This window comes from Actinomadura xylanilytica (genome assembly GCF_030283145.1).
Taxonomy (GTDB): Bacteria; Actinomycetota; Actinomycetes; order Streptosporangiales; family Streptosporangiaceae; genus Spirillospora; species Spirillospora xylanilytica.
The window spans coordinates 590,559-616,075 of record NZ_JASNWE010000005.1 but is presented as its reverse complement, the minus strand read 5'-3'; the positions used below and the strand labels follow the sequence as shown (position 1 = coordinate 616,075).

Below are 25,517 nucleotides of genomic sequence, written 5' to 3'. Positions count from 1 at the left end.
GTTGGAGGGTGCTCCGGTGCCGGTGGTGCCGGGGCCGGGTGGGGGGCGGCGGCCTGAGCGGGGTCTGGTCGCGGCGATTTTGACGTTGGCGGGTGTGCTGGTGGTGCTGGCGTTGTTGTTGCTGGTGCTGTTCGCGTGTGAGCCGAGGGCTGAGGATCCGCCGCCGTTGCCGCGTGAGCCGAGTCCGTCGGTGCAGCAGCCGTCGTCGTCTCCGTCGCCGAGTCCGTCGCTGTCTCCGTCCTCTCCGGGGATGCCGTCGCCGGGTCCGACGGGGAGTGCGGGCGGCGATGACGGTGGCCCGCTTTAGGGGGCGTCTGACCTTCGCTGTTGGTGGTCTCGGGGGTGTGGGCCGGAGGGGGCGGGCGGTCTGGCGACAAGATCAGGTTCGGTATGTAGTGTGATCGAGGTGACCGCATTGGATGCCTTCGCCGACCGTTATGTGGACGACTTCGCTGCTCTGGATCCGTGCAGGGCGGCGATGATGGGGATCGCAGGTCAGGAGGCGTGCCTGACCGATTACGGGCCGGACGGCATGGCGGCCCGTGCTGAGCTGTCCCGCCGTACTTTGGCCGGGCTCGCCGCGATTCCCGTCCAGAACGGCGGTGCGGGCGGTGCGGGTGGGGCCGAGAGGGTTGCGGCGGAGGTGCTGCGCGAGCGGCTGGAGACCGAGATCGCGCTGGACGAGGCGGGGGTTCGCGAGGGTTTCCTCGACACCACCGATGGGCCGGTCCAGTGGCTGAGGCAGGCCGTGGAGCTTGTGGACCAGGGCCCGGACACGCCCTGGGAGGCGCTGCATTCCCGTCTTCGGGGGCTGCCGGCCGCGCTGGCCGGGCTCCGCACGTCGTTGGAGCGGGCGCGGGACGGGGGCCGGATCGCGGCGCGCCGCCAGGTCGTCCGCAACGCTGAGACCTGCCTGGAGTTCCCGGCGTATCTGGCGGGGCTGCCGGCCGGTTGTGGCGACGGCCGGTTGCGCGGGGCGCTGGAGGGTGCGGTCGTCGAGGCGTCCGCTGCGCTCGCGGGTTTCGCGGAGTTCCTGTCGCGGGATCTGGCGCCGCTCGCTCCCGAGACCGATGCGCTGGGCCGTGACCGTTACCAGCTCGGTGTCCGTGATTTTCTGGGTACGACGCTGGACCTGGAGGAGACCTACGCGTGGGGGTGGGAGGAGCTGGCCCGGATCGAGGGCGAGATCGCCGCCGCGGCGGGCCAGGTCATGCCGGGGGAGCCGCTGGGGGCGGTGCGGGCGGCCTTGGACGCCGATCCTGCCCATCGTGTGAGCAGTGCGGGGGCGTTCCGCGACTGGATCCAGGAGTTGGCCGACCGGGCGATCGCTGATCTGGACGGGGTGCATTTCGACATTCCGGAGGGGTTGCGGCGGGTCGACTGCCGTATTCCTCCGGTCGAGTCGGGGATCTACTATCTGGCGCCGTCGGAAGACCTGTCGCGGCCGGGGACGGTGTGGTGGACGTTCACCGGTCCGGAGATGGTGACCTGGACCGTTCCGTCGACGATGTTCCATGAGGGTGTCCCGGGCCATCATCTCCAGATAGGTGCGGCCACCCTGAACACCGCGGTGCTCAACCGGTACCAGCGGACGTCGTCGGAGCTGTATCCGGGGGTGTGCGAGGGGTGGGCGCTGTATGCGGAGCGGTTGATGGACGAGCTCGGGCTGTACCGGGATCCGGCGCATCGGCTGGGGATGCTGGCGGGCGGGCAGCAGTTCCGCGCGGCCCGGGTGGTCTTGGACATCGGGTTGCATCTTCGGCTGCGGATCCCGGCGGGGACCGGTTTCCATGAGGGGGAGCGGTGGACGCCGGAGCTCGGCCGCGAGTTCCTGCGCGCTCATATCGGGCCGGAGCCCGAGGCGCGTGTCGCGTTCGAGATCGACCGGTATCTCGGCCGTCCGGGGCAGGCCATCGCCTACAAGGTGGGTGAGAAGGTGTGGCTGGAGGCGCGTGCGGAGGCTCGGCGGCGTGAGGGCGCGGCGTTCGACCTCAAGGCGTTCCATCGCCGTGGCCTGGATCTGGGGCCGATGGGTCTGGACCGTCTCCGCGTCGAGCTCGCCCGCGCGTGACCCTCTGGGGCGCTGCCGTTTCGGGGGTGCCGGGGTGGTGGCTGGGAGTCCTTCGAACTGGGTCTGGCTTGGCCGGTCTCGACCGCCCAACTTATTCCTTGACACGAATATTCTCCATGGTGCATATTTGTGCTCATGGACGCACTCCTCGCCGCCCTGGCCGACCCGGCCCGCTGGCGGCTCGTCACCCTGTTAGCAGAGCGGCCCCGCCCGGTCGGTGTCCTCGCCCAGCTCACCGGGGCGCGACAGCCGCAGACGACCAAGCACCTTCAGACCCTGGAGCGCGCCGGCGTCGTCACCTCCCAGCGCTCCGGCCAGCGCCGCATCTACGCGCTCCGGTCCGCACCCCTGCGGGATCTGGCGGCTGCACTCGGCCGGCTCGCCGACACCGCGGACCGGGCCGGCGGCTCGCGCGAAACCTTTGAGCGCTACGGGCTCAACCTGCACACCGAGCGGCTCGCCGCGGAGGGGTCGGGGTGGGCCGACGGCCGCTCGTTCAGGTTTCTCCGGTCGCTGACGGGGAGCCCTGAGCTGGTCTGGCGCCACCTGACCGAGGCCGGTCTGCTCGCCCGATGGTGGGCGCCCGACGACCTGCGCGTCTCCGAGCTGGTCTTCGAGGCGGGACCGGGTGGGCGGATCGCCCTGGAGTACCGCGACGCCGAGGACGCCGACGGCTCCGACCCGGTCGCCGGGCGCGCGGAGGGTGTCGTCGACGAGGCGCGTCCCGGTGAGCACCTGGCCTACCGGCTCTCCCCGCGGCTCCCCGACGGCGGTCTCGCCTTCACCTCCCACCTCGACATCGGCCTGCGGCCCACCGGCACAGGCACCGACCTCGACGTCCACTGGCGGATCACCGACAGCGCCGTCGACTCCGCGGACTTCGTCGCAGGCATCGAGATCGGCTTCGGCCAGAGCCTCGACCGACTCGCGGCGATCCTCGCCGCGGATTCCCCCGACACCGACGACACCAACACCAACACCAACACCAACACCGACATGAGGAGCACGACATGACCGAGCAGACCGGCCGCAGGGTGACCGCGAACATCAGCCTCTCCCTCGACGGGCGCTACAACGGCCCCGGCGGAGCCAATGACTTCGGCGCCTTCGCCCCGTATGTGACCAGCGAGGTCGCGCGGAACTACCTCACCCGCATCTGGGAGGGCGCGACGACGGCGCTGCTCGGCCGGATCAACGCCGAGGGGTTCCTCGGCTACTGGCCGACGGTCGCCGCGGACGAGAACGCCGACCCCCGTGACCGCGGATACGCCAAGTGGCTGGTAGACACGGACAAGGTGGTCTTCTCGACCACCCTGACCAAGGCGCCGTGGGAACGCGCCCGCGTGGTGAACGCCCCCGTCGCCGACGTCGTCACCGACCTCAAAGCCACCGGCGAGGGCGACATCCTCGTCAACAGCAGCGCCAGCCTCATCAAGGAGGTCCTCGCGGCGGACCTGCTGGACCGGCTGTATCTCATGATCTTCCCCGAGATCACCGGGGGCGGGCAGCGGCTGTTCCGCGACGGCCTGCCGGCCACGCAGTGGACGCTCACCCACCAGGAGACCGGCACGATGGGCGAGATGGCCATGGTCTACGACCGGGTCCGCTGAACCGGCGCGGCCCGCGCCGCGGGGGAGCGGGGCCCCTATGAGGCGCGGCCGGCGTGCGGGGCGTCCGGGAGCGGTGGCCGCCACCGGTAGAGGGAGTCGGCCTGGCGCAGGAGCGCGGTGGGTCCGAGGCGGCCGCTCAGCCACAGGGCGGCGTCGCGGGCCGCGACGGTGGCGTGGCCGTTGAGCGCGGTGAGGCGTCCGATGCGGTGCGAGCGCTGCATCACCTCGGTGGTGCGGGGCCGCCGCGCCGCGGTGTAGGCGGGCAGTCCGCCGCCGGCGGTGACCTCGTGTGCGAGGACGACGGCGTCTTCGAGGGCCTGGCAGGCGCCCTGGCCGAGGTTGGGCGTCATGGGGTGGGCCGCGTCGCCGAGCAGGGCGACCCGTCCGCGATGGTAGGCGGGGAGCGGGTGGTCCATGAACGCGATGTCGTTGCGCAGCACCGGGCCGCCGGCCGCGGCCGACAGCAGTGCGGGGATGGGGTCGTGCCAGGTCCCGAACAGCCGCCGCAGCGCGGCGTGCTCGGTGCCGGCCTCGCGGGTGTTCTCGCGGGTGTTCTCGCGGGTGTTCTCGGGGGCGGGCGCGGTGGCGTAGCAGTAGATGACGCCGCCCGCCATGGGCATCACCCCGAACACCAGGCCGCGTCCCCAGGTCTCGGACGGCCCGGTCCCGGCGGGGCCGGCGGTGGTGAGGAACCGCCAGGCGGTCAGGCCGGAGTAGCGCGTGCCGGGGTGGCCGGGGAACAGGGCGGCGCGGGTGGGGGAGGCGATGCCGTCGGCCGCGACGACCAGGTCAGCGTGCTCGGTGCCGGCGGGGGTGGTGACGGTGCCGTCGGGGGCGACCGAGGTGACGGTGACGCCGAGGTGGACGGTTCCGGGTGGCAGCCGGTCGGCGAGGATCCCGACCAGGGTGCTGCGTTTCAGGACGAGGACCGGGTCGCCGTAGCGGGCGGCGGCGGCCTCGGCGCTGGTGCGGCTCAGCCAGGCGCCGCCGGCGCGACGCAGCCCGCCGCTGCCCTGGAAGGCGGCCAGGTCCCGGACGGCGTCGCCGGCGCCCAGGGTGTCGAGGGCGCGCAGCCCGTTGGGGCCGATCGCCAGCGCCGACCCGACGGGGTCCAGGGACGCCGCCCGCTCGTAGAGGGTCACCGTCCAGCCGTTGCGGTGCAGGGCCGCGGCGGCGGTCAGCCCGCCGATGCCCCCGCCGGCCACGATTGCGTGCCGTGTCATCGAACTCCTCCCTCACTACATCCGTAGTGTCATACTACGGTCGTAGTGGGACTACGCAAGTAGTATCCGGCTGTGACGTCGCCACGCGCCGAGCTCATCGCCGAGACCGCCATCACCCTGCTCGCCGAACGCGGCATGCGCGGGCTGACCCACCGCGCGGTCGACGAGGCCGCCGGACTCCCGCCCGGCTCCACCTCCAACCTGGCCCGCACCCGCGCCGCCCTGCTGGAGCTGACCCTCGTCCGCCTCACCGAGCTGGAGAACCGCCGCTTCGCCCTTTTCGCCGACACCGGCGCTCCCAGACCCGGGACTGGGGACGGGGACGGGGGGACGCTCGACATGGGCGTGCTCGCCGATCTCGTCGCCCGGATGCTGCACCTGCAGGTCACCGACGACCGGCGCCGCACCCTGGCCCGCTACGAACTGGCGCTGGAGGCCACCCGCCGCCCCGAGCTGCGCGCCATCTACAACGCCAGCGGACGGGGCTTCCGCGCCGTCGCCACCGACCTCATGGCCGCCGCCGGATCCTGCGATCCCGTCCGGCACGGCCACCACCTGGTCGTCTTCGCCGAAGGCGTGATGTTCGACGCGCTCGCCGGCGCCGGAGCCCCGCTCGCCCCCGCCGACCTGCGCCGGGGCGTCCACGAGGTCCTCACCGGCCTGCTGCGCTAGCGGTCACCCCTCGGCGGGCGACCCCCCGCCGCCCGCCGCGCCCCCGGCCCGCCACGTCGCCGTGTCCAGCCGCCACAGCACGTGCCGCTCCAGCCGGTGCCCGGCCGGCAGCCGCGGATGATCGAACGCGCCCGCCGCGTCCGGCCGCATCCCGATGCGGCGCATCACCGCCTGCGACCGCTCGTTCGGCACCGAGGTGAACGACACCACCTCCCGCAGGCCCGCGTCCTCGAACCCGAACGCCAGCGCCCGCCGCGCCGCCTCGGCGGCGTAGCCGTGCCCCCACGCGTCCCGCGCCAGCCGCCACCCGATCTCCACCGCGGGCAGGAACGGCGCCTGGAAGGAGGGCACCGACAGGCCGGTGAACCCGATGAACGCGCCCGTCGCGGCGACCTCCAGCGCCCAGAGCCCGAACCCGCGCCGCTCGAAGCCCGCCTCGAACCCGTCCACCAGCGCGTCGCTGCCGGCCCGCGTCAGCGGCGCGGGGAAGTGCTCCATCACCCGCGGGTCGGCGTTCAGCTCCGCGAACGGCGCACGGTCCTCGTCCCGCCAGCGCCGCAGCACCAGCCGCCCGGTCCGCAGCACCGGCCCGCCCTTCTCCGCCAACGCCGCCACCTCCTCCGCAGCCGCGAACGGTACCACCGGCCCGACCCGCCTGACAGGCTCACCGTCGGCGGCCCCGCCCCCGGTACCCGGATCCGCGGTCAGGCGTGGCCGCCGACCGTCACCGGGCCCAGCGTCAGTCGCGGCTCGCCCTCCAGTACCTCACCGACTCGCGCGACCTGCGCCTCCAGCTCCGCGCGGCGCGTCCCGTCCAGGACCGCGAACGACTCCACCGTCATCTCGATCCGGCGGCCCGAGCGACGCTGATGCCACAGCCCCGCCACCCGCCCCTCGACCAGCAGCAACTGGAAATTGCCCCGCAGTGCCCGTTGCCCCGCCGTCCCCGGATACAGCAGCGCGGGCGGCTGGTTCCCCACCCGGTAGGCGTATCCGTCGAAGTAGGGCAGCAGCCGCACCCCCTGAGGCGGATCCGCCGGGACGGCGGTGTCACCGGCCGTCGTCCACGCCGCCTCGCCCTCCACCTCCACCCGCTCCAGTCCCGCACCGAGCGAGGCGAACAACTCCCGCGCCCACGCCGCCGGCACACTCGCCCAATGCGCGAACCGCTCCGGTGTGGAGGGCCCGTAGGCATGCAGGTAGGACCGCACCAGCCAGCCCAGTGACTCCTCCGCTCCGGCCGGCCGGAACCCCGGCACCCGCCGCCGCGGGTCGGAGTAGGTGACTTTGCGGCCCCGGTTCGGGCCGAAGCACACCGCGCCCCGTGCGCCCGCCAGCGGCAGCGCCTGCCGCCACCGCGGCCACATTCCCTGGAACGCCGGCATCACCAGATCGCCCGCCCATCCGCCGGTCAGCGCGACGATCCGGTCGCCCAACTCCTCGACCGTCAGATCCCCGTCCCGCACCGCCTCGCCCGCCGCCGCGACGACCTCCTCGGTCTGCCCCGGCGTCAACGCCGCCTTCTCGGTGAACCCGGGACGCTCCTGCGGCAGCGCCGACAACGCCCCCACCCACCTCGACAGGTCCACGGCCGGCAGCAGATGCACCGTCCCGCGCGGCCCGAACGCCTTGACCAGGCTCCGGTCGCCCCACAGCGCCTCCCGCACGTCCGCGCGGGTCGCGCCCTCCAACCGAAGCCCCACCGCCAGCTCCGCCGCCGACATCACCTGCGCGTGCGTCCCGGCCATCGCCGCGACGACCTCCGCGGGCGTCCCCCGCACCGGCGCCGCCAGCGCGTGCCGCTCCAGCCGCCGAGCGCACACCTGTTCAAACGACAGGCGCAGCACGCTCTCGGCACGAACGTTCATCGGGCACGGCTCCTCGGTGTCGACGGTCTCCGGGCACCCACACTAGGCAGCAACAAGGACAGCTTCGGTCCTCGACTACAGGCTCCGGCGGATGGACCGGCGGGGCGGCGGCGGAGCGATCACGGCGAACGGAAGTTATGGTGATTTGAGGAGCCGGACGGGATATAGGGGCGTGGCCGTGGACGAGAACGCCGAGATCGCCGACGACACCGGCGGGCGGGCGCCCGGCCCGGCGGACGATCCGGCCCGGCGGATCGCGCGCGACGCCGCCGCCCGCGCCGCGTCCCGGATCGTCGAGCAGATCTCCGGGACGCCCGTCATGCGCGCCGTGGAGCAGGCCGCCCACGACGCCGCGGTGAAGATCGCCTCCGCCGCCGCCGGGCGGGCCGTCGCCGAGGCCCGCGCCGCCGCCGCGGCCAACCCGGTCACCGGCACCGCGCTGGAGGTGACCACCGCCGCGATGATCGCCGCAGAGCAGGCCGCCGCGCATCCGATGGCCGTCGCGGCGCGCCGCCTGGCCACCCGCAGCCCGTTCGCCCGCGCCGCCACCGCGACCGCGCTGGACGTCGCCGGGCGCACCGCGTCCGCGCCCCTGGTCCAGGCCGCCACCAAGGCCGTCGTCGACGCCGCCCTCGACACCGTCGCCGACGTCGCGGTCGACGTCGCCCTGGACGTCGGCCGCGACATCGTCGTGCGGGTGGTCAAGGAGACCGCCCGGGAGACCGCCCGCGAGGTCGCCGGGTCCGTGCGCGACCGCGCGCAGGAGGCCGTCACGCTCGCCGAGCTGACCCCCCTCACCGCCGCCGCGGCCGGCCTGGCCGCCCGCGCCGCCGGAAGCGACGCCGCCCGCACCGCCGGCGACCTGGTCGCCGCCGCGGCCGGCAGCGACCTGGCCCGCACCGCCCGCGGCCTGGCCGGACGGCTCGCCGACCGCGCCGCCGCCCTCGCGATCGAGACCGTGATCGCCGACCTCGTCCGCGACGCCCTCAAGATCGCGCTGCGGGAGGTGCTGCGCGCGATGATGCGCGACGTCGCCAAGGACGTCGTCATCGACGTCGTGAAGACGACCTGGACGAGCGCCACCCGCCCCGCACCCGGAACCCCCGTCCCGCCGCCCCAGCCGGGGGCGCCGTCCTCGGCCGCGCCGCCCGTGGTGATCGTGACCACCGGAACGGGACCCGGCGGCGGGTCGGCGTGGGCCGACGCCACCGCCGAGGCCGCCCCAGCCCCCGCGGTCCCGGACGCGCCCGCTGAACCGGGTCTCAGAAGTTCCTGAAAGGACCATGAGAATCGCAGGCCGCGGCACCGGGACGGTCCCGCCGATGGCTACCGTGAGGGCATGGAGTCTGGGAGCCGGGGAGCGGCGCGGATACTGATCGTGGACGACGAGCCCGCCGTCCGCGAGTCGCTGGCCAGCAGCCTGGAGTTCGAGGGCTACCGCATCGCCGAGGCCGCCGACGGGATCACCGCCCTGGACCGCGTCGAGCACGACCGGCCCGACCTGGTCGTCCTGGACGTGCTCATGCCCCGGATGGACGGGCTGACGGCCTGCCGCCGGATGCGCGCCTTCGGCGCCACCATACCGGTCCTGATGCTGACCGCCCGCGACATGGTCGGCGACCGCGTCACCGGCCTGGACGCCGGCGCCGACGACTACCTGGCCAAACCGTTCGAGCTCGACGAGCTGCTGGCCCGCGTCCGCGCCCTGCTGCGCCGCGGCGCGATGGCCGCCGCCGGGCCGCCCCGCGAGGACGTCCTGGCCTTCGACGACCTCCGCATGAACACCCTGACCCGCGAGGTGACCCGCGACGGCCGCCCGCTGGAGCTGACCCGCACCGAGTACATGCTGCTGGAGATGTTCCTGGCGCACCCCCGGCAGGTCCTGACCCGCGAGCAGATCCTGGAGACGGTGTGGGGGTTCGACTTCGAACCCGCCTCCAACTCCCTCGACGTGTACGTCATGTACCTGCGGCGCAAGACCGAGGCCGGTGGGCTCCCGCGCGTGGTCCACACCGTCCGCGGCGTCGGCTACGCGCTGCGCTCGGCCGCGGCGGCGCCGTGACCCGGCGGCTGACGCTGCGCGCCCGCCTGGCCCTGCTGGTCGCGGCGGCCGTGGCGCTGGCCGTCGCCGCCTGCGCGGTCGCCAGCTGGTACCTCACCCGCGACCGCCTCTACCAGGAACTGGACCGCAGGCTCGGCGCCACCGCCGACGGGCCGCCGGGCGCCCGGGCAGGCGGGCCGCCCCGCGAGCAGCGCTTCGCCCACGAGCTGTCCCGCGCCCTGTTGGCCTGCGACCCCGCCGCCAGCACCACCCCCGACGGCAGCCGGCTGCCCGGCCCCGAGTTCATGCAGCTCGTCACCACCGCGGGCGGCCCCTGCACGGTCCCGAACGCCGGATCCCTCACCGTCACCGGCGCCGACCGGCAGGTGGCCCGCGGCGAACGCGCATCGGCCACCCACGACGGCACCGGCGTCGACTCCGCCGGCACCCCCGTGGACGTCCGCGTCCTGACCCGTCGGTTCATCTCGATCGACGGCACCCCCGCGGCGATGTCGGTCGCGATCGCCCTCGACGAGGTCCGCGGCCCGCTGGACGGCCTGGCGCTGCTGCTCACCGCCGTGTCCGCGCTCGGGGTGCTGTTCTCGGCGGGCGCCGGCCTGCTCATCGCGCGCGCGTCGCTGCGCCCGGTCGACCAGCTCACCGGCGTCGTGGAGCACATCGCCCGCACCGAGGACCTCGACACCCGCATCCCCGACGAGGGCGCCGACGAGATCGCCCGCCTCAGCCGCTCCTTCAACACCATGACCACCGCGCTGGCCGCCTCCCGCGACCGCCAGCAGCAGCTGATCGCCGACGCCGGGCACGAGCTGCGCACCCCGCTGACCAGCCTGCGCACCAACATCGACCTGCTGCTGCGGTCCGAGGCGACCGGCCGCGAGCTGCCCGCCGCGGCCCGCCACAACCTGCTCGTCAGCGTCAAGGCGCAGATGCTGGAGCTGTCCAGCCTGGTCGGCGACCTGCTGGAGCTGGCCCGCCCCGCCGAGACCGAACCCGTCCAGGAGACCGTCGCGCTCCACGAGGTCCTCCACCGCGCCGTGGAACGCGCCAGGCTCCGCGGCCCCGGCTTGACCGTGGTGGCCGACGCCGCCCCCTGGTATGTGTCCGGCGACCCCGCCTCCCTGGAACGCGCCGTGGTGAACCTCCTCGACAACGCGGTGAAGTTCTCCCCGCCCGGCGGGCGGGTCGAGGCCCGCCTGGACGGCGGCGTCCTGACCGTCCGCGACCACGGCCCCGGCATTCCCGCCGGCGACCTCCCGCACGTGTTCGAACGGTTCTGGCGCTCCCCGTCGGCGCGCAGCCTGCCCGGCTCGGGGCTCGGCCTGTCGATCGTGGCGCGGGTCGTCCAGGACAGCGGCGGACGGGTCGCGCTCGGCCCCGCGCCCGGCGGCGGCACCCTGGCCCGCGTCGACCTGCCCGGCGCACCCCACCCCTCCGACTGACCCGCCCACCGCCCTGGGGCGCGGGGCTCGGGGCGATTCTCATGCCGTGTTCATCAACGGCTCAGGGACCTCCCACACCCGCCGGCGACCGTGGTCCCATGAATCAGCTGGTCACCGAACGGGGCACGCCCGCCGCGCCGCCCCCGCCCGCGCCGGACCACGGCGGGCGGGAGCGGCTGGTGGAGGTGGTCGTCCCCGTCCACAACGAAGAACGCGTCCTGGCCGCGAGCGTCGAGCGGCTGCACGCCTACCTCGACGACAACCTGCCGTACCCGTTCCGGATCACCATCGCCGACAACGCCAGCACCGACACCACCTGGTGGGTCGCCGAGGAACTCGCGGCCCGGCTCGCCCGGGTGCGGGCCGTCCGGCTGGACCTCAAAGGCCGCGGCCGGGCCCTGCGGCACGTGTGGAGCTCCAGCGACGCCGACGTCGTCGCCTACATGGACGTGGACCTGTCCACCGATCTGGACGCCTTCCTCCCGCTGGTCGCGCCGCTGATCTCCGGGCACAGCGACCTGGCCATCGGCAGCCGCCTCACCCGCGGCTCGGCGGTGGTGCGCGGCCCGCGCCGCGAGGTCATCTCCCGCTGCTACAACCTGCTGCTGCGGACCGCGCTCGCCGCCCGCTTCACCGACGCCCAGTGCGGCTTCAAGGCCGCCCGCACCGAGATCGTCCAGGCACTGCTGCCCTCCGTCCAGGACCAGGAGTGGTTCTTCGACACCGAACTGCTCCTGCTCGCCGAACGCAACGGGCTGCGCATCCACGAGGTCCCCGTCGACTGGGTCGACGACCCCGACAGCCGCGTCGACGTCGTCCGCACCGCACTGGACGACCTGCGCGGCATGACCCGCGTCGGGCGGCGGATGCTGACCGGCGCGTTCCGCGCGCCCGTCGGCGCGCGGCGGCCCCGCCCCGAACTGCCCGCCGGGATGTCGCGGCAGCTTCCCGCGTTCGCCGTCATCGGGATCGTCAGCACCATCGCGCAGCTCCTGCTGTTCGTGCTGCTGCGCACCGTGATGGGGCCGCTGTTGGCCAACGCGGTGTCGCTGGTGGTCACCACGATCGGCAACACCGCCGCCAACCGCCGCTTCACCTTCGGCGTCACCGGCTCCGAACGCGCGTTCCGGCAGCAGCTCGAGGGCGGGCTGACGTTCCTGATCGGCCTGGCCCTCAGCACCGGCGGCCTGGCCCTGCTGCACGCCGCCGCGCCCGGCGCCTCCCGGGCCCTCGAGCCGGCCGCGCTGGTCGCCGCGAACGGCGCGGCGACCCTCGTCCGGTTCCTGCTGATGCGAGCCTGGATCTTCCACCCGCGGCGCCTGCGCCACCACCCCGCCGCCACCGAACCGACCAGCACCGAACCGACCGCCACTGCCGAACCGGTCGGCACCGGGGACCCGGGCGGCGCACCGCCCGCGGGGACCGCGACCATGGCAGATGCCGAGGAGCCCACCCGATGACCCCCGCGCAGACGATGCCCGCGCCCCCCGCCGCGCCGCAGGAACACCCCACCGCCACCCGGCGGCTCCGCGCCCTGCTGCTCGGCCGCCCCGACGACCCCCGCTGGTCCCGGCCCGCGCTCTGGGCCGTCCTGCTCCTGGCCCTGGCGCTGTACGCGTGGAACCTGCCGGGCGGCGGCCACGCCAACACCTACTACTCGGCGGCCGTGAAGAGCGGCACCCAGAGCTGGAAGGCGTTCTTCTTCGGCTCCCTGGACGCCGGATCGTTCATCACCGTGGACAAGCCCCCCATGGCGCTGTGGGCGATGGGCCTGTTCGCGCGGGTCCTCGGGTTCGGCGCCTGGAGCCTGCTGCTCCCGCAGGCCCTGTTCGGCGTCGCGTCCATCGCGGTCCTGCACGCCACCGTGCGGCGCGCGTTCGGGCACCCCGCCGCGCTCATCGCCGCCGCCGTTCTCGCGCTCACCCCCATCACCGTGGCGATCAACCGCGACAACAACCCCGACACCCTCCTGGTCCTGCTGCTGGTCCTGGCCGCGTGGGCGTGCCTGCGCGCGATCGAGGACGGCCGCGCGCGCTGGCTGCCGGTCTCGGCGGCGTTCGTCGGCTGCGGCTTCAACACCAAGATGCTCCAGGCCTACCTGGTCGTCCCGGCGTTCGCGCTGGTCTACCTCATCGCCGCCAGGCCGGGGCCAGTGCGCCGTGTCCTGCACCTGCTCGCCGCCGGCGTCGTGCTCGCGGTGTCGAGCCTGTGGTGGATGGCGGTCGTCGACCTCACCCCCGCCTCCAAACGGCCCTTCATCGGCGGCAGCACCGACGGCACCGTCCGGGACCTGGTCATCGGCTACAACGGGCTCGGCCGCATCTTCGGGCAGAGCGGCCCCACGGCCGGACGCGGCCCCGGCGGCGGAGCGGGCTTCGGCGGCGCGTCCGGCGCCGGGCGGCTCGTCAACGACACCCTCGGCGGGCAGATCTCCTGGCTGCTCCCCTTCGCCGGACTCGCCCTGGCCGCCGGACTGATCCTGCTGTGGAAGCGTCCCCGCACCGACCTCGCCCGCGCTGCGCTGCTGCTGTGGGGCGGCTGGCTGGCCGTGCACGTCGTGGTGTTCAGCTTCGCCGCGGGCACCTTCCACCCCTACTACTCCACCGCGATGGGCCCCGCCATCGCCGCGCTCACCGGCGCCGGCGCCGTCTTGCTGTACGGGGCGTACCGCAGGTCCCGGGCGTGGGCGTGGGCGCCGCCCGTCGCGATCGCCGTCACCGCGGCGTGGGCGTTCGCGCTGCTGGACCGCACCCCGGACTGGAACCCGTGGCTGCGGTGGGCGCTGCTCGCCGCCGCGGCGTTGGCGATCGCGAACCTGGCCGCCGGGCGGCTGATCCGCCGCGCGGGCCGTCCCGTGATGGTCGCCGGACCGGCGCTCGCGCTGGCCGCGGGCCTGGCCGGGCCGTCCGCCTACGCGGTCTCGGCCGCGTCCACGGCGACCACCGGCACCAACCCGCTGGCCGGCCCCGCATCCGGCATGGGCTTCGGCGGACCCGGCGGGCCGGGCGGTGCTCCCGGCGGCCGGCGGGACGGAGACGACGGACGCCCGGAGGGAACGCGGGGACGCCCGTCCGGCGCGCAGAACGGGCCGGGCGGCGGCATGCCCCCCGGAATGCCCGCGGGCGGGACGACGCCCGAAGGCATGCCCCCCGGCGGCGCCGGAGGTCCCGGGGGCGCCGGAGCGCCCGGCGGAGGAGGCGGGACCAGGGGCGGGGGCGGGCCCGGAGGAGCGGTCGACGCGAAGATGACCGCCTACCTGGAGCAACGGCAGGGCACCGCCGACTGGCTGGTCGCCGTCGACAACTCCCAGCAGGCGTCCTCGCTCATCCTGCAAACCGGCAGGCCCGTCATCGCCATGGGCGGCTTCACCGGCATCGACCCGGCCATGACCGTCGCCAAGCTTCAGCGGTACGTCCAGCAGGGCCGCCTGCACTACGTCCTGGTCGGCACCGGACGCGGCGGCGGCTTCGGCGGGCCCGACGCCGGGAACTCCGCCGTCACCGCCTGGGTGGAGCGCAACGGCACCGCCATCGCCGCGAGCACCTACGGAGGCAGGTCCACCACTTCCGGCTCCCAGCTCTACTACCTGCGATAGGGAAACCACGATGACCGTGCTCGACACACCGGCGCCGGCCCGCCGGACCGGGCCCCGCACCGCCCACGACCCGCCGTGGACCCGTCCCGCGCTCGCCGTCCTGCTGGCCGCCACCGCCGCGCTGTACCTGGGGAACCTGGGCGCCTCCGGCTGGGCCAACTCCTTCTACTCCGCCGCCGTCCAGGCCGGAGCCACCAGCTGGAAGGCGTTCTTCTTCGGCTCCTCCGACGCCGCCGGCGCCATCACCGTCGACAAGACCCCCGGCGCGCTGTGGCCGATGGCGCTGTCCGCGCGGATCTTCGGCGTGAACGCCTGGAGCATCCTGGCGCCCCAGGCGCTGATGGGCGTCGCCACCGTCGCCGCGCTGTACGCCACCGTCCGGCGCCGGTACCCGGCCTGGGCGGCGCTGCTGGCCGGCGCCGTCCTGGCGCTGACCCCCGTCGCGGCCCTGATGTTCCGCTTCAACAACCCCGACGCGCTGCTGGTGCTCATGCTGACGCTCGCCGCGTACTGCCTGGTCCGCGCACAGGAGAACGCGAGCACCCGCTGGCTGCTGCTCGCCGCGTCGTGCGTCGGGACCGGGTTCCTGGCCAAGATGCTCCAGGCGTTCCTGGTGGTGCCCGTCCTCGCGCTGGTGTACCTGGTCACCGCGCCCGCGCCGGTGCGGCGCCGCGTCTGGCAGCTCCTGCTCGCCGGGGTCGCGCTGCTGGTCTCGGCGGGCTGGTGGGTCGCCGCCGTCGCGCTCGTCCCGGCCTCCTCGCGCCCCTACATCGGCGGCTCCCAGAACAACAGCGTCCTGGAACTGGCCCTGGGCTACAACGGCCTCGGCCGGCTGAACGGCGAGGAGACCGGCGGCCTGGGCAACCTCAACCAGGACGCGGGCTGGGGCCGCATGTTCGGCGCCACGATCGGCGGCCAGATCTCCTGGCTGCTGCCCGCCGCGCTGATCCTGCTCGCCGCGGGCATGTGGGCCGCGCGGCGGGCCCCGCGCACCGACCCCGGCCGCGCCGCGTTCGCGCTGTGGGGCGGATGGCTGCTGCTCACCGCCGCGACCTTCAGCTTCATGCAGGGCATCTTCCACGAGTACTACACCGTGGCGTTGGCCCCGGCCGCCGCCGCGCTCACCGGAATGGGCGCCGCGCTGCTGTGGTCGCGGCGCCGGGCCCTCAAAGCGCGCCTGGTGCTGGCCGGAACCGTCGCCGCCACCGCCGCGTGGGCGTTCGCGCTGCTGCGCCGCACCCCGGACTGGCATCCGTGGATCGCGCCGGCAGTGCTGGCCGCGGGTCTCCTCGCCGCCGCGGCACTGCTCGCCGCGGCGCGGCTGCCCGCCAGGGCGGCCCTCGCCGCCGGTGCCGTGGCCGCGGTGACCGCGCTGACCGGCCCGGCCGCGTACGCGCTGGACACCGCCGCCACCCCGCACACCGGCGCGATCGTCACCGCCGGCCCGTCCACGCGGGGCGGCTTCGGCGGCATGCGCGGGCCAGGCCGCGCCGGGGGCCCTGGCGGGCAGGGCGGGCAGGGTGCCCGGGCGCCCGGCGGAAGCGGCGCGGGCGCGGGCGCGATGCCGCCGCCTGGAACGGCGGCGGCCCCCGGCGGGGGATTCACCAGGCCCGGCGGCACCGGCGGCCGGCGGAGCGGCGGATCCCGGCCAGGCGGGCCCGGCGGCCTGCTCAACGGGACCACGCCCGGCTCCGCCGTCACCGCGGCGCTCAAGGCGGGCGCGGGCTCCTACACCTGGGTCGCGGCGGCCGTGGGCTCCAACAACGCCTCCGGCTACCAGCTCGCCGCCCGCGAGCCGGTGATGGCCGTCGGCGGCTTCAACGGCACCGACCCCGCGCCGACACTGGAGCAGTTCAGGTCCCACGTCGCCGCCGGGAAGATCCACTACTTCATCGGCGGCGGGACGGTCCGGACGGGCGGCACCGACAGCGGCAGCGACGCCGCCCAGCAGATCAGCGACTGGGTCCAGAAGACCTTCACCGCCAAGACCGTCGACGGCGTGGCCCTCTACGACCTGACCTGACCTGCCCTGAGGTGAACCGGCCCGGCCCGCAGGGGCCGGGCCGGGCGTTCCACCACGGCGGCGCGCGGGTACACGACGGGGAGCACGCCCCGTCCACCCATGATCGAGGAGCGAACCGATGGCCGAACTACTGGACGACGCCGCCGTCGCCGGCCGGTTGAAGGAACTGCCCGACTGGTCCCGCGCGGGCGCGCAGATCAGCAGGACCCTCAAAGCGCCCTCGTTCCTGGACGGGATCGGGCTGGTCAGCGCGGTCGCCGAGGCAGCCGAGGCCGCCGACCACCACCCCGACATCGACGTCCGCTGGCGCACGGTGACGTTCACGCTGTCCACCCACAGCGCCGGCGGCCTCACCGAAAAGGACTTCGACCTGGCCGCCCGCATCGACGGGCTCGCCGCCGAACTCGACACCGCCTAAGCACTAACTCGGTGCGCTATCGGCGCGCGATGATGCTGCTGGCCTCGGCCGGCGGGAATCGGGTGCCGGTGATCGCCCAGCTGGTGGCGGCCGACGAGGACACCGTGCGCGATGTGATCCACCGGTTCAACGAGATCGGCCCGGCCTGCCTGGACCCTCGGTGGGCGGGAGGCCGTCCCCGCCTGCTCAGCGATGACGACGAGGACTTCGTCGTCCAGGTCGATCCGCGCCGCCCGGCCCGACGGCGCCCCCATCTACGTGATCCTGGACAACCTGTCCGCCCACAAAGGCACCGACATCCGCCGCTGGGCTAAAAAGCACAAGGTCGAGCTGTGCTTCACCCCGACCTACGCCTCTTGGGCCAACCCCATCGAGGCCCACTTCGGACCGCTGAGGCAGTTCACCATCGCCAACTCCAACCACCCCAACCACACCGTGCAGACAAGAGCCCTGCACGCCTATCTACGCTGGCGCAACGCCAATGCCCGCCACCGCGACGTCCTGGCCGCCGAACGCAAGGAACGCGCCCGCATCCGAAGCGAGAAGGGCATCCGTTGGTGCGGACGCCCCCTCAACACCAGCCTGACCAACCGCGAACTGACACAGCCACAGCGCATCATCGGTCCGCTCGTGGCCAAACGCGGAAGACCGAAGCGTTGTGAAGATGATCTCGGCTGGGCAGACCCGGAGCCCCGAACGGGGCCGGTTCAGGAGAAGGACGGCGCCAGAGGAGAATGACTCAGGAGGCGGACGGCTCGATCTCTCCCGCGAAGACGATGACCTGGTCGATGAGGCTCCGCCGCAGATGGACGACGTCCGTTCCCGCCAGGCGGGGGCCTCCATCCGGCGTCGTGAAGACCCACTGGTACCGGGCCCACTCGTCCGGCATGTCCACCGCCGAACAGCGCACCATCGTGCCGGTCCCCGCGGGGTGGCGCCGGATGTCCAGCACGAACCGCTCGACCGCCTCGATCCCCTCACTGCGGCCCAACGGTCCCCAGAAGACCACGTCCGAGGTTAGGGCCTGGGAGAGCAGCGCAGTCACATAGCTGTCGTACGAGGCGTTGAACGCGGAGATGAACGTGTCGATCGCGGACTGCGCGGTCTCTTCCTGCATGCACCAGTAATACCAGTCGCCTTGCGGACCGCGCTCGTCCCGTGAGTCGTCTCCCGACCACGGTGAACCATCCCGGTCACAGCACTAGCCGAGCGCCCGGCCGCCGGGCGGGGCCGCGTCGCCGTGCGGCGGGCCTCAGTGGACCGAGAAGCCGCCGTCCACGAAGACCGCCTGCCCGGTGACGTAGCCGGACGAGGGGCCCGCCAGGAACACCGCCGCGCCCGCGAAGTCCTCCGGCAGCCCGTTGCGGCCGGTCATGGTGCGCGCCGCCAGCGCCTCCACCCGCGCGGGGTCGGTCGAGAGCCGCTCGTTGAGCGGCGTCATCACGAACCCCGGCACCAGCGTGTTGGCCGTCACCCCGCGCGCCGACCACGCCTCGGCCTGCGACCGCGCGAGGGCGACCAGCCCCGCCTTGGACACCCCGTAGGCGCCGCTGGTGACGAACGCCCGGAACGCCTGCTGCGAGGCGATGTGGATCAGCCGGCCGTAGCCGCGCTCGGCCATGCCCGGCCCGAACCGCCGGCCGAGCAGGAACGGGGCGTCCAGGTTCACCGCCATCGTGGCGTCCCAGACGTCCTCGCCGAGCTCCTCCATCGGGGGCCGCAGGTTGATCCCGGCAGAGTTGACCACGATGTCGGGCTCGCCGAACGGCTCCGCAGCCGCCTCCGCAGCGGCGCGGACACCCTCGCGGGAGCCGAGGTCGGCGCTCACCCGGGCCGCGCGGCAGCCGAGGGCCTCCAGCTCGCGGACGGTCCGGTCCAGCTCGTCCTCCCGCCGCGCGAGCACCACCACCCGCGCGCCCGCGCGGGCGAGGGCCTCGGCGACGGCCCGGCCGATGCCCGAACTGCCGCCGGTGACCAGGGCGACACGGCCGTCCAGCGAGAACAGCCCGGCCAGATACGGCTCATCGGTCATGACCGCCAGCCTAGAGCGGGCCTGCGGGACCCGCGCCGCCGGACCGGGCGCCCGGACCAGGCGCCCGGATCGCGGGCCAGGGTTTGCGGGCCACGGCGCCGTAGGTCGTCACCACCTCCGGCGTCCCGAACGGGCCCGGCTCGGGACGCCACAGCGACACCGGGACCACACCGGGATTCAGCAGCTCCAGCCCGTCGAAGAAGCGGCCGATCCGCGCGGGGGAGCGCAGATGGTAGGGCACCGCGCCGCTCTCGGCGTAGCGGTCGTGGGCCACCGCGCGTTCCCGGCTGACGTCGGCGCCGTCGCTCAGCACCAGGTGGCTGCCCGGCGGCAGCGCGTCCAGGAGCCGCCGGGCCAGCGACCACGGGTCCTGAGCGTCGGGGATGTGCCCCATGATCCCCAGCATCATCAGCGCGACCGGCCGGTCCAGGTCCAGCAGCCCGGCCGCGTGCCGCACGATCGCGTCCGGGTCGCGCGCGTCGGCGGCGACGTAGGCGGTGGCGCCCTCGGGGGCGCTGGTGAGCAGGGCCCGCGCGTGCACCAGGACGAGGGGGTCGTTGTCGACGTAGACGATGCGGGAGCCGGGCGCGACCCGCTGCGCCACCTCGTGGGTGTTGTCCACGGTCGGGAGCCCGGTGCCGACGTCCAGGAACTGCCGGATGTTCTCCTCCTCCGCCAGGTGCCGGACGGTGCGGGCCAGGAAGTGCCGGGCCGACCGGGCGACGTCCACCATCCCCGGATAGACCTCCAGGAACCGGTCCCCGGCCTCGCGGTCGACCGGATAGTTGTCCTTGCCGCCCAGCCAGTGGTTCCAGATCCGGGCCGAGTGCGGCACGGTCGTGTCGATCCCGGGCTGCCGGCCGGACGCCGGCGTGTCGTGCACCATGACTGCATCTCCTGACGGGACGTCGATGCGGCGTTGCCCTACCGTAGATCGTCCGCGCCGCCGCCCGGGCCCGCGCCCCGGGTGAGCAGGATCGCGTTCTCGGGGACGGCGGCCGGGGGGCAATGAGGCCAGGTCATGGCCTCGTTCGCGGACATACTGGGGCCGTGACCGACACCTCAGCCCGCCTGCTGCGACTGCTGTCCCTGCTCCAGACCCGCCGGGAGTGGACCGGGCCCGAGCTGCGCGAGCGGCTCGGCGTCAGCGCCCGCACCGTCCGCCGCGACATCGAGCGGCTGCGCGGCCTGGGCTACCCCGTGCACGCCTCGCTCGGCGCGCTCGGCGGCTACAGCCTGGAGGCCGGGACCGCGATGCCGCCGCTGCTCCTGGACGACGAGGAGGCCGTGGCGATCGCGGTCGGGCTGCGCGGCGCCGCCGGCGGCGCGGTGGAGGGCATTGAGGAGAGCTCGGTGCGGGCCCTGGCCAAGCTCGCCCAGGTGCTCCCCGAACGGCTGCGGCGCCGGGTCGACGCCCTGCACGCCGCGACCACCCCGCTCCTCGGGACGCCCGCCGGCCCGGTGGTGGACCCCGGGACCCTCACCGTCCTCGCCGCCGCCTGCCGCGACCGCGAGCGGCTCCGCTTCGGCTACCGCGCCAAGGACGACACCGACAGCGGACGCCTGGCCGAGCCCTACGGGCTGGTGTCGGCCGGGCGCCGCTGGTACCTGGTCGCCTGGGACGCCGACCGCCGGGACTGGCGCACCTTCCGCGTCGACCGGATGCGGGACCCCCGGCCGACCGGCGTCCGGTGCCCGCCGCGCGAGCTGCCCGCCCGGGACGCCGCCGCGTACGTGGCGGGGGCGCTGACCGTGGGCCGGCCGGTCCGGCAGGCCGTGCTGACGGTGCACACCTCGGCCGAGCGGCTCGCCGAACGGTTCCGGGTCACCGGCGCCGAGCTGGAGCCCGTCGACGAGCACACCTGCACGGTGCGGACCGCCGCCGACTCGCTCCAGTGGGTCGCGCTGCGCATCGCGTTCCTGGACGTGGACTTCGAGGTCCGCGAGCCGGCCGAGCTCGCCGACGTCCTGCGCGAGGTCGGGCACCGCCTCGTCCGCGCCTCCGGACCGCCCGCCGGACCGCCCCGGACCGCCGGCCCGCTGACCCGTCCGGCCGTCGGGCGCTCGGGAGAATAACTGGGATGTACCTGACAGAAGGTGGCAGGTACGGCGGCCATACTGGCACCAGATCAGCCGAACGACGAAAGGCCCCATAGATGTCCGCCAACGCCGAGTTCATCGCCGTCAACATCGACTGCCCCGAGCCGCCCGTGCTCGCCGCGTTCTACCGGGACATCACCGGCGGCGAGGTCACCTACGAGCAGGAGGACTACGCCGCGACCGTCCTGCCCGGCGGGGTGACGCTGTACTTCCAGAAGGTCGCCGACCACCGCCCGCCGCAGTGGCCGGACGCCGACCACCCGCAGCAGTTCCACCTGGACTTCTACGTCGACGACCTCGACAAGGCCGAGGCGTCCGCGCTGGAGGACGGTGCGACCAAGCCCGCCTTCCAGCCCGGCCCCGACGCCTGGCGGGTCCTGGCCGACCCGGCCGGGCACCCGTTCTGCCTCTGCCTCCGCAAGACGTCCTGACCGTCCCCGGACGTCCAGGGACGGTCAGGGGATGGCGCGCCGGGGCCGGGCGGGATCGTCGGGGACTTCTGCCGTATCCACGCCGTTGTGACCTGTGTTACACACGAGGGGACCGGTGATCGCCCACCAACGGAGTGTGCACATGACAGTGACGCGTCGTCAGCTCCTCGCCCGGACCGGCGCGGCGGGGGCGGGAATCGCCTTCACCGGCGCCGTCGAGCACCTGTTCGCCGGCAGCGCCGCCGCCGCGCAGACCGGCGGCGACGCCGGGTACGGGCCGCTGCGGCCCGACCCGGCGGGCGTCCTGGACCTGCCGCGCGGGTTCCGCTACACGATCCTGTCCCGGGAGGGCGAGCCGCTGCGGTCCGGCGAGGGCCCGGTCCCGAGCCACTGCGACGGCATGGCCGCCTTCCCCGGCCGCGGCGACCGCCTGCACCTGGTGCGCAACCACGAGAACCGCGCCGACGCCGCGCACCGCGTGCCCGCCGTCGACGGCGTCACCTACGACCCCGAGGGGCTGGGCGGCTGCACCGCGCTGGAGGTGTCCGGCGGCGGCCGGGTCCACTCCGAGCGGGTCGCGATCGCCGGCACCGCCGTCAACTGCGCGGGCGGCCCAACCCCCTGGAACACGTGGCTGACCTGCGAGGAGACCGAGGACAAGGCCGGCACCAACGGCTACACCAAGGACCACGGGTTCATCTTCGAGGTCGACCCGTACCGGCGCGACCGGACCGTCCCCGAGCCGCTGACCGCGATGGGCCGCTTCCAGCACGAGGCCATCGCCGTCGACCCCCGCGATGGAACGGTCTACGAGACCGAGGACGCCTTCGAGAGACCGTTCGGGCTGTTCTACCGGTTCCTGCCCGACAAGCCGGGCGGCGGGTCCGGGAGCCTGCGCGCGGGCGGACGGCTGGAGGCGCTGCGCGTGCCCGGCGTCGCCGACCTGTCGCTGGTCGGGGAGACCGGAACGGTCTTCGAGCACGTCGAGTGGGTGCCGGTGCCCGACCCGCTGGCCGCCCGGACCCCCATCCGCTTCCAGGACTTCGGCCGGGGCGGCATCACCCATGCGCAGAAGCTGGAGGGCTGCTTCTGGGGCGGCGACCGCGTCTACTTCGTGTCGAGCTTCGCGCACCGGGAGGACGGCTCGGGCGCCGACCACTTCGGCCAGGTGTGGTCCTACGAGCCGCGCCGCCGGCGCCTCACCCTCATCGTGATGTTCGGCCCCGGCACCGACGTGGACACCCCCGGCGAGTCGCCCGACAACATCTGCCTGGCGCCGCAGGGCGGCCTGATGGTGTGCGAGGACGGAGGCGGCGCGCAGCACGTGTTCGGCGTGACGCGGCGCCGCGAGGTGTACCCGATGGCCCGCAACCGGCAGGACATCGGCACCGCGTCCGAGCCCGCGTGGGGCGAGTTCGCCGGGGTCACCTTCGCGCCGGACGGCCGCACGATGTTCGTCAACGTCTACGAGCCCGGCACCACGTTCGCGGTGACCGGCCCCTGGCGGCGCGGCTGACCCCGGGACGATGACGCCACAAGACCCCCGCGCGGCCCCGGCACCCGAGCCGGGACCGGGCGGTGGCCGTGCGGGGCTGGCCCGGGGACCGGAGCCTGGACCATGATCAAGGGATGAGCATCTCGATCGAGGAGGCGCAGCGCGAGTTCGGCGCCGACGTCGCCTTCCTCAACACCGCGACCTACGGGCTACCACCGCGCGCCGCGCACGAGGCGATGCTGGCCGCCGAACGGGACCGGGCGGCGGGCCTGCTGGACCATGCCGCGATGGACGAGGCCGTGACCCGGTCGCGGGCCTCGTTCGGACGCCTGATCGGGCTGCCCCCCGAACGGATCGCCGTCGGCGGGCAGGTGTCCTACTTCGCCGGCCTGGCCGCGGCGTCGCTGCCCGACGGCGCGACGGTCCTGACCGCCGACAGCGACTTCACCTCCCTGCTGTTCCCGTTCCTGGCCAGACCCGGCCTGACCGTCCGGTCGGTGCCGCTGGAACGCCTCGCCGACGCGGTCGACCGCGACGTCGACATGGTCGCGGTGTCGGCCGTCCAGTCGGCCGACGGGCGGATCGCGCCGATGGAGGACCTCATCGCCGCGGCGCACGCCAACGGCGGCCGGATCCTGCTGGACGCCACGCAGGCGGCGGGCTGGCTGCCGCTGCCCGCAGACCGCGTCGACCTGCTGGTCTGCGGCGGCTACAAGTGGCTGCTCGGCCCGCGCGGCACCTGCTTCCTGGCGGGCACCGCCGAGGCGCTCGCGCAGCTCCCGGCGATCGGCGCCGGCTGGTACGCGGGCGGCGACATCTGGGACTCCATCTACGGCGGGCCGCTGCGGCTGGCCACCGACGCCCGCCGCCTGGATCTGTCCCCGGCCTGGCAGTCGTGGGCCGGGCACGCGCCCGCGCTGGAACTCCTCGAACAGGTCGGCGTCCCGGCGGTCCACGCCCACGACGTCGCACTCGCACGGCGCTTCCAGGCAGGTCTCGGCCTGCCCGAAGGCGACTCGGCCATCGTGTCGATCCCGGTGCCCGAGGGCACCGCCGGGCGGCTGCGGGACAACAACGTCCTCGCCTCGCTGCGCGCGGGCCGGCTGCGCTGCGCGTTCCACCTGACCACCACCGACGCCGACGTGGACCGCGCCCTGGACCTGCTCACCGGCATCCCCGCCGCCCGCCCCCGCCGACCGTGAACACGCCGGCGCGGCGCACCCGCCGTCCCCGGGCGTCGAGCGGCGCTCGGCCGACCGGTCTCCGGGACGGCGGCGGGCCGCCCCCCGAGACCGGCGGCTCGGCGCCCGCCAGGGCCCGGTTCACCATCTGAGCGTCAAACGACTCTTACGAGTCGCGTACGAGACGGCAGCCAGACGCGTTTTCGCCGATCAGCGGGGTGCCCGGCGACCTACGTTCGACCGCATGCGAGTACTGCTCACCGGCTCGGCCGGTTTCATCGGTTCGCACGTCGCGGAGGAGCTGGAGGGATCCGGCCACCAGGTCCGCCGCCTGGACGCGCGCCCGGACGGCGCCGCGCCGCAGACCCCGGCCGCCGACGTCCGCGACGCCGAGGAGGTGGCGCGGCGGCTGCGCGGCGTGGACGCGGTCTGCCACCAGGCCGCGATGGTCGGCCTCGGCGTGGACGTCTACGACCTGCCCGCCTACACCTCGGTGAACGCGCACGGCACCGCCGTGCTGCTGGCCGAGATGGCGCGCGCCGGGGTGGGCACGCTCGTGCTGGCCTCCTCGATGGTGGTGTACGGGGAGGGCGCCTACGCCTGCCACCGGCACGGCGCGGTGACCCCGGGCCCGCGCACCGAGGAGGCGCTGCGCGCGGGACGCTACGAGCCCGGCTGCCCCGAGTGCGGCCGGCCGCTGGAGCCCGGCGTCGTCGGGGAGGACACCGCGCCCGGCCCCCGCAACGTCTACGCCGACACCAAACTCGCGCAGGAGCACCTGGCCGCGTCGTGGGCGCGGATGACCGGCGGGTCGGTCGCCGCGCTGCGCTACCACAACGTGTACGGGCCGAGGATGCCGCGCGACACCCCGTACGCGGGCGTCGCGGCGATCTTCCGGTCCCGGCTGATGCGCGGCGAGGCGCCGCAGGTGTTCGAGGACGGCGGGCAGCGGCGCGACTTCGTCCACGTCCGCGACATCGCGCGCGCCAACGTGCTCGCGCTGGAGCGGCTGGCGATCGCGGCGCCGCGGCCGGGCGGGCTGCGCGCCTACAACGTCGCCAGCGGCGAGCCCCGCACGATCGGCGACATGGCCGAGGCCCTCGCGGGCGCGTTCGGCGGGCCCGGCCCGGTCGTCACCGGCGGTTACCGGCTCGGGGACGTGCGGCACATCGTGGCGCGTCCCGACCGGGCCCGCCGGGAGCTGGGCTTCACTCCGTCGGTGCCGTTCGCCGACGGGATGGCCGAGTTCGCGCACGCGCCCGCCCTCGGGTGACCGCCGTTCCCGTCCGGGCCCGTC

The 25,517-nt window shown here is 74.6% G+C and carries 22 protein-coding genes and 1 pseudogene; 17 read left to right on the top strand and 6 right to left on the bottom strand.

Features of this window, described 5'->3' with window-relative positions; all coding sequences use genetic code 11:
- The first annotated feature begins 406 nt into the window (after positions 1-406).
- The 3 genes from QP090_RS32690 to QP090_RS32680 all read left to right on the top strand — a co-directional run bounded on the left by QP090_RS32690 (position 407) and on the right by QP090_RS32680 (position 3,681).
- Positions 407-2,071 (top strand): DUF885 domain-containing protein, encoded by a 1,665-nt coding sequence (locus tag QP090_RS32690; RefSeq protein WP_285943519.1) that lies wholly within the window; start codon positions 407-409, stop codon positions 2,069-2,071.
- Between the two features lie 135 nt (positions 2,072-2,206).
- On the top strand, positions 2,207-3,085 hold the full coding sequence (locus QP090_RS32685; RefSeq protein WP_285943518.1) for a metalloregulator ArsR/SmtB family transcription factor: 879 nt from the start codon (positions 2,207-2,209) through the stop codon (positions 3,083-3,085).
- Complete coding sequence (locus tag QP090_RS32680; protein WP_285943517.1) at positions 3,082-3,681, top strand: dihydrofolate reductase family protein; 600 nt, start codon at positions 3,082-3,084, stop codon at positions 3,679-3,681. Before QP090_RS32685 ends, QP090_RS32680 begins: the two co-directional genes overlap by 4 nt.
- Positions 3,682-3,716: 35 nt before the next feature.
- Here QP090_RS32680 and QP090_RS32675 read toward each other — a convergent pair whose 3' ends face one another.
- Positions 3,717-4,904 (bottom strand): FAD-dependent monooxygenase, encoded by a 1,188-nt coding sequence (locus QP090_RS32675; RefSeq protein WP_285943516.1) that lies wholly within the window; start codon positions 4,902-4,904, stop codon positions 3,717-3,719.
- A 72-nt stretch (positions 4,905-4,976) separates the two neighbouring features.
- Between QP090_RS32675 and QP090_RS32670 the strand changes: the two genes are divergently transcribed.
- Positions 4,977-5,576 carry a TetR/AcrR family transcriptional regulator gene (locus QP090_RS32670; RefSeq protein WP_285943515.1) on the top strand — a complete coding sequence of 200 codons (600 nt, stop codon included), beginning with the start codon at positions 4,977-4,979 and terminating at the stop codon, positions 5,574-5,576.
- Positions 5,577-5,579: 3 nt separating this feature from the next.
- Here the strand turns inward: QP090_RS32670 and QP090_RS32665 are convergent, their stop codons facing one another.
- Both QP090_RS32665 and QP090_RS32660 read right to left on the bottom strand, forming a co-directional pair.
- Entirely contained in the window at positions 5,580-6,182 is a 603-nt protein-coding gene (locus tag QP090_RS32665; RefSeq protein WP_285943514.1) for a GNAT family N-acetyltransferase, read from the bottom strand.
- Positions 6,183-6,280: 98 nt separating this feature from the next.
- Positions 6,281-7,444, bottom strand: a complete 1,164-nt coding sequence (locus tag QP090_RS32660) for a winged helix DNA-binding domain-containing protein (RefSeq protein WP_285943513.1) — start codon at positions 7,442-7,444, stop codon at positions 6,281-6,283.
- 178 nt (positions 7,445-7,622) lie between these two features.
- On the opposite strand from QP090_RS32660, the gene QP090_RS32655 reads away from it, so the two are divergent.
- The 8 genes and pseudogenes from QP090_RS32655 to QP090_RS32615 all read left to right on the top strand — a co-directional run.
- A complete protein-coding gene (locus tag QP090_RS32655) occupies positions 7,623-8,720 on the top strand; it encodes a hypothetical protein (protein ID WP_285943512.1) in 1,098 nt (365 codons plus the stop codon).
- Between the two features lie 63 nt (positions 8,721-8,783).
- Complete coding sequence (locus QP090_RS32650) at positions 8,784-9,506, top strand: response regulator transcription factor (protein ID WP_285943511.1); 723 nt, start codon at positions 8,784-8,786, stop codon at positions 9,504-9,506.
- On the top strand, positions 9,503-10,945 hold the full coding sequence (locus tag QP090_RS32645; protein WP_285943510.1) for a sensor histidine kinase: 1,443 nt from the start codon (positions 9,503-9,505) through the stop codon (positions 10,943-10,945). Before QP090_RS32650 ends, QP090_RS32645 begins: the two co-directional genes overlap by 4 nt.
- Positions 10,946-11,043: 98 nt before the next feature.
- Positions 11,044-12,405: a bifunctional glycosyltransferase family 2/GtrA family protein gene (locus QP090_RS32640; protein WP_285943509.1), complete on the top strand. Its 1,362-nt coding sequence runs from the start codon at positions 11,044-11,046 to the stop codon at positions 12,403-12,405.
- Entirely contained in the window at positions 12,402-14,540 is a 2,139-nt protein-coding gene (locus QP090_RS32635; protein ID WP_285943508.1) for a glycosyltransferase family 39 protein, read from the top strand. Before QP090_RS32640 ends, QP090_RS32635 begins: the two co-directional genes overlap by 4 nt.
- 10 nt (positions 14,541-14,550) lie before the next feature.
- Positions 14,551-16,563 (top strand): glycosyltransferase family 39 protein, encoded by a 2,013-nt coding sequence (locus QP090_RS32630; RefSeq protein ID WP_285943507.1) that lies wholly within the window; start codon positions 14,551-14,553, stop codon positions 16,561-16,563.
- Between the two features lie 118 nt (positions 16,564-16,681).
- A complete protein-coding gene (locus QP090_RS32625; protein WP_285943506.1) occupies positions 16,682-16,981 on the top strand; it encodes a 4a-hydroxytetrahydrobiopterin dehydratase in 300 nt (99 codons plus the stop codon).
- Positions 16,867-17,566: pseudogene (locus tag QP090_RS32615) on the top strand (helix-turn-helix domain-containing protein); the annotation flags it as partial. The gene QP090_RS32625 and the pseudogene QP090_RS32615, both read left to right, overlap by 115 nt.
- Positions 17,567-17,720: 154 nt before the next feature.
- Here the strand turns inward: QP090_RS32615 and QP090_RS32610 are convergent.
- The 3 genes from QP090_RS32610 to QP090_RS32600 all read right to left on the bottom strand — a co-directional run bounded on the left by QP090_RS32610 (position 17,721) and on the right by QP090_RS32600 (position 19,899).
- Positions 17,721-18,098: a nuclear transport factor 2 family protein gene (locus QP090_RS32610; RefSeq protein WP_285943504.1), complete on the bottom strand. Its 378-nt coding sequence runs from the start codon at positions 18,096-18,098 to the stop codon at positions 17,721-17,723.
- Positions 18,099-18,233: 135 nt separating this feature from the next.
- Entirely contained in the window at positions 18,234-19,013 is a 780-nt protein-coding gene (locus QP090_RS32605; RefSeq protein WP_285943503.1) for an SDR family NAD(P)-dependent oxidoreductase, read from the bottom strand.
- A 10-nt stretch (positions 19,014-19,023) separates the two neighbouring features.
- A complete protein-coding gene (locus QP090_RS32600) occupies positions 19,024-19,899 on the bottom strand; it encodes an SAM-dependent methyltransferase (protein ID WP_285943502.1) in 876 nt (291 codons plus the stop codon).
- A gap of 164 nt (positions 19,900-20,063) precedes the next feature.
- Here QP090_RS32600 and QP090_RS32595 point away from each other — a divergent pair, with 164 nt between their 5' ends.
- The 5 genes from QP090_RS32595 (at position 20,064) to QP090_RS32575 (ending at position 25,493) form a co-directional block, all read left to right on the top strand.
- Positions 20,064-21,089, top strand: coding sequence for a helix-turn-helix transcriptional regulator (locus QP090_RS32595; protein ID WP_285943501.1), 1,026 nt, complete (start codon positions 20,064-20,066; stop codon positions 21,087-21,089).
- Positions 21,090-21,169: 80 nt separating this feature from the next.
- Positions 21,170-21,544 carry a VOC family protein gene (locus tag QP090_RS32590; RefSeq protein ID WP_285943500.1) on the top strand — a complete coding sequence of 125 codons (375 nt, stop codon included), beginning with the start codon at positions 21,170-21,172 and terminating at the stop codon, positions 21,542-21,544.
- A gap of 142 nt (positions 21,545-21,686) precedes the next feature.
- A complete protein-coding gene (locus QP090_RS32585) occupies positions 21,687-23,060 on the top strand; it encodes an alkaline phosphatase PhoX (RefSeq protein ID WP_285943499.1) in 1,374 nt (457 codons plus the stop codon).
- A 113-nt stretch (positions 23,061-23,173) separates the two neighbouring features.
- A complete protein-coding gene (locus QP090_RS32580; RefSeq protein ID WP_285943497.1) occupies positions 23,174-24,241 on the top strand; it encodes an aminotransferase class V-fold PLP-dependent enzyme in 1,068 nt (355 codons plus the stop codon).
- A gap of 223 nt (positions 24,242-24,464) precedes the next feature.
- Entirely contained in the window at positions 24,465-25,493 is a 1,029-nt protein-coding gene (locus QP090_RS32575) for an NAD-dependent epimerase/dehydratase family protein (RefSeq protein ID WP_285943496.1), read from the top strand.
- Positions 25,494-25,517 lie beyond the last annotated feature (24 nt).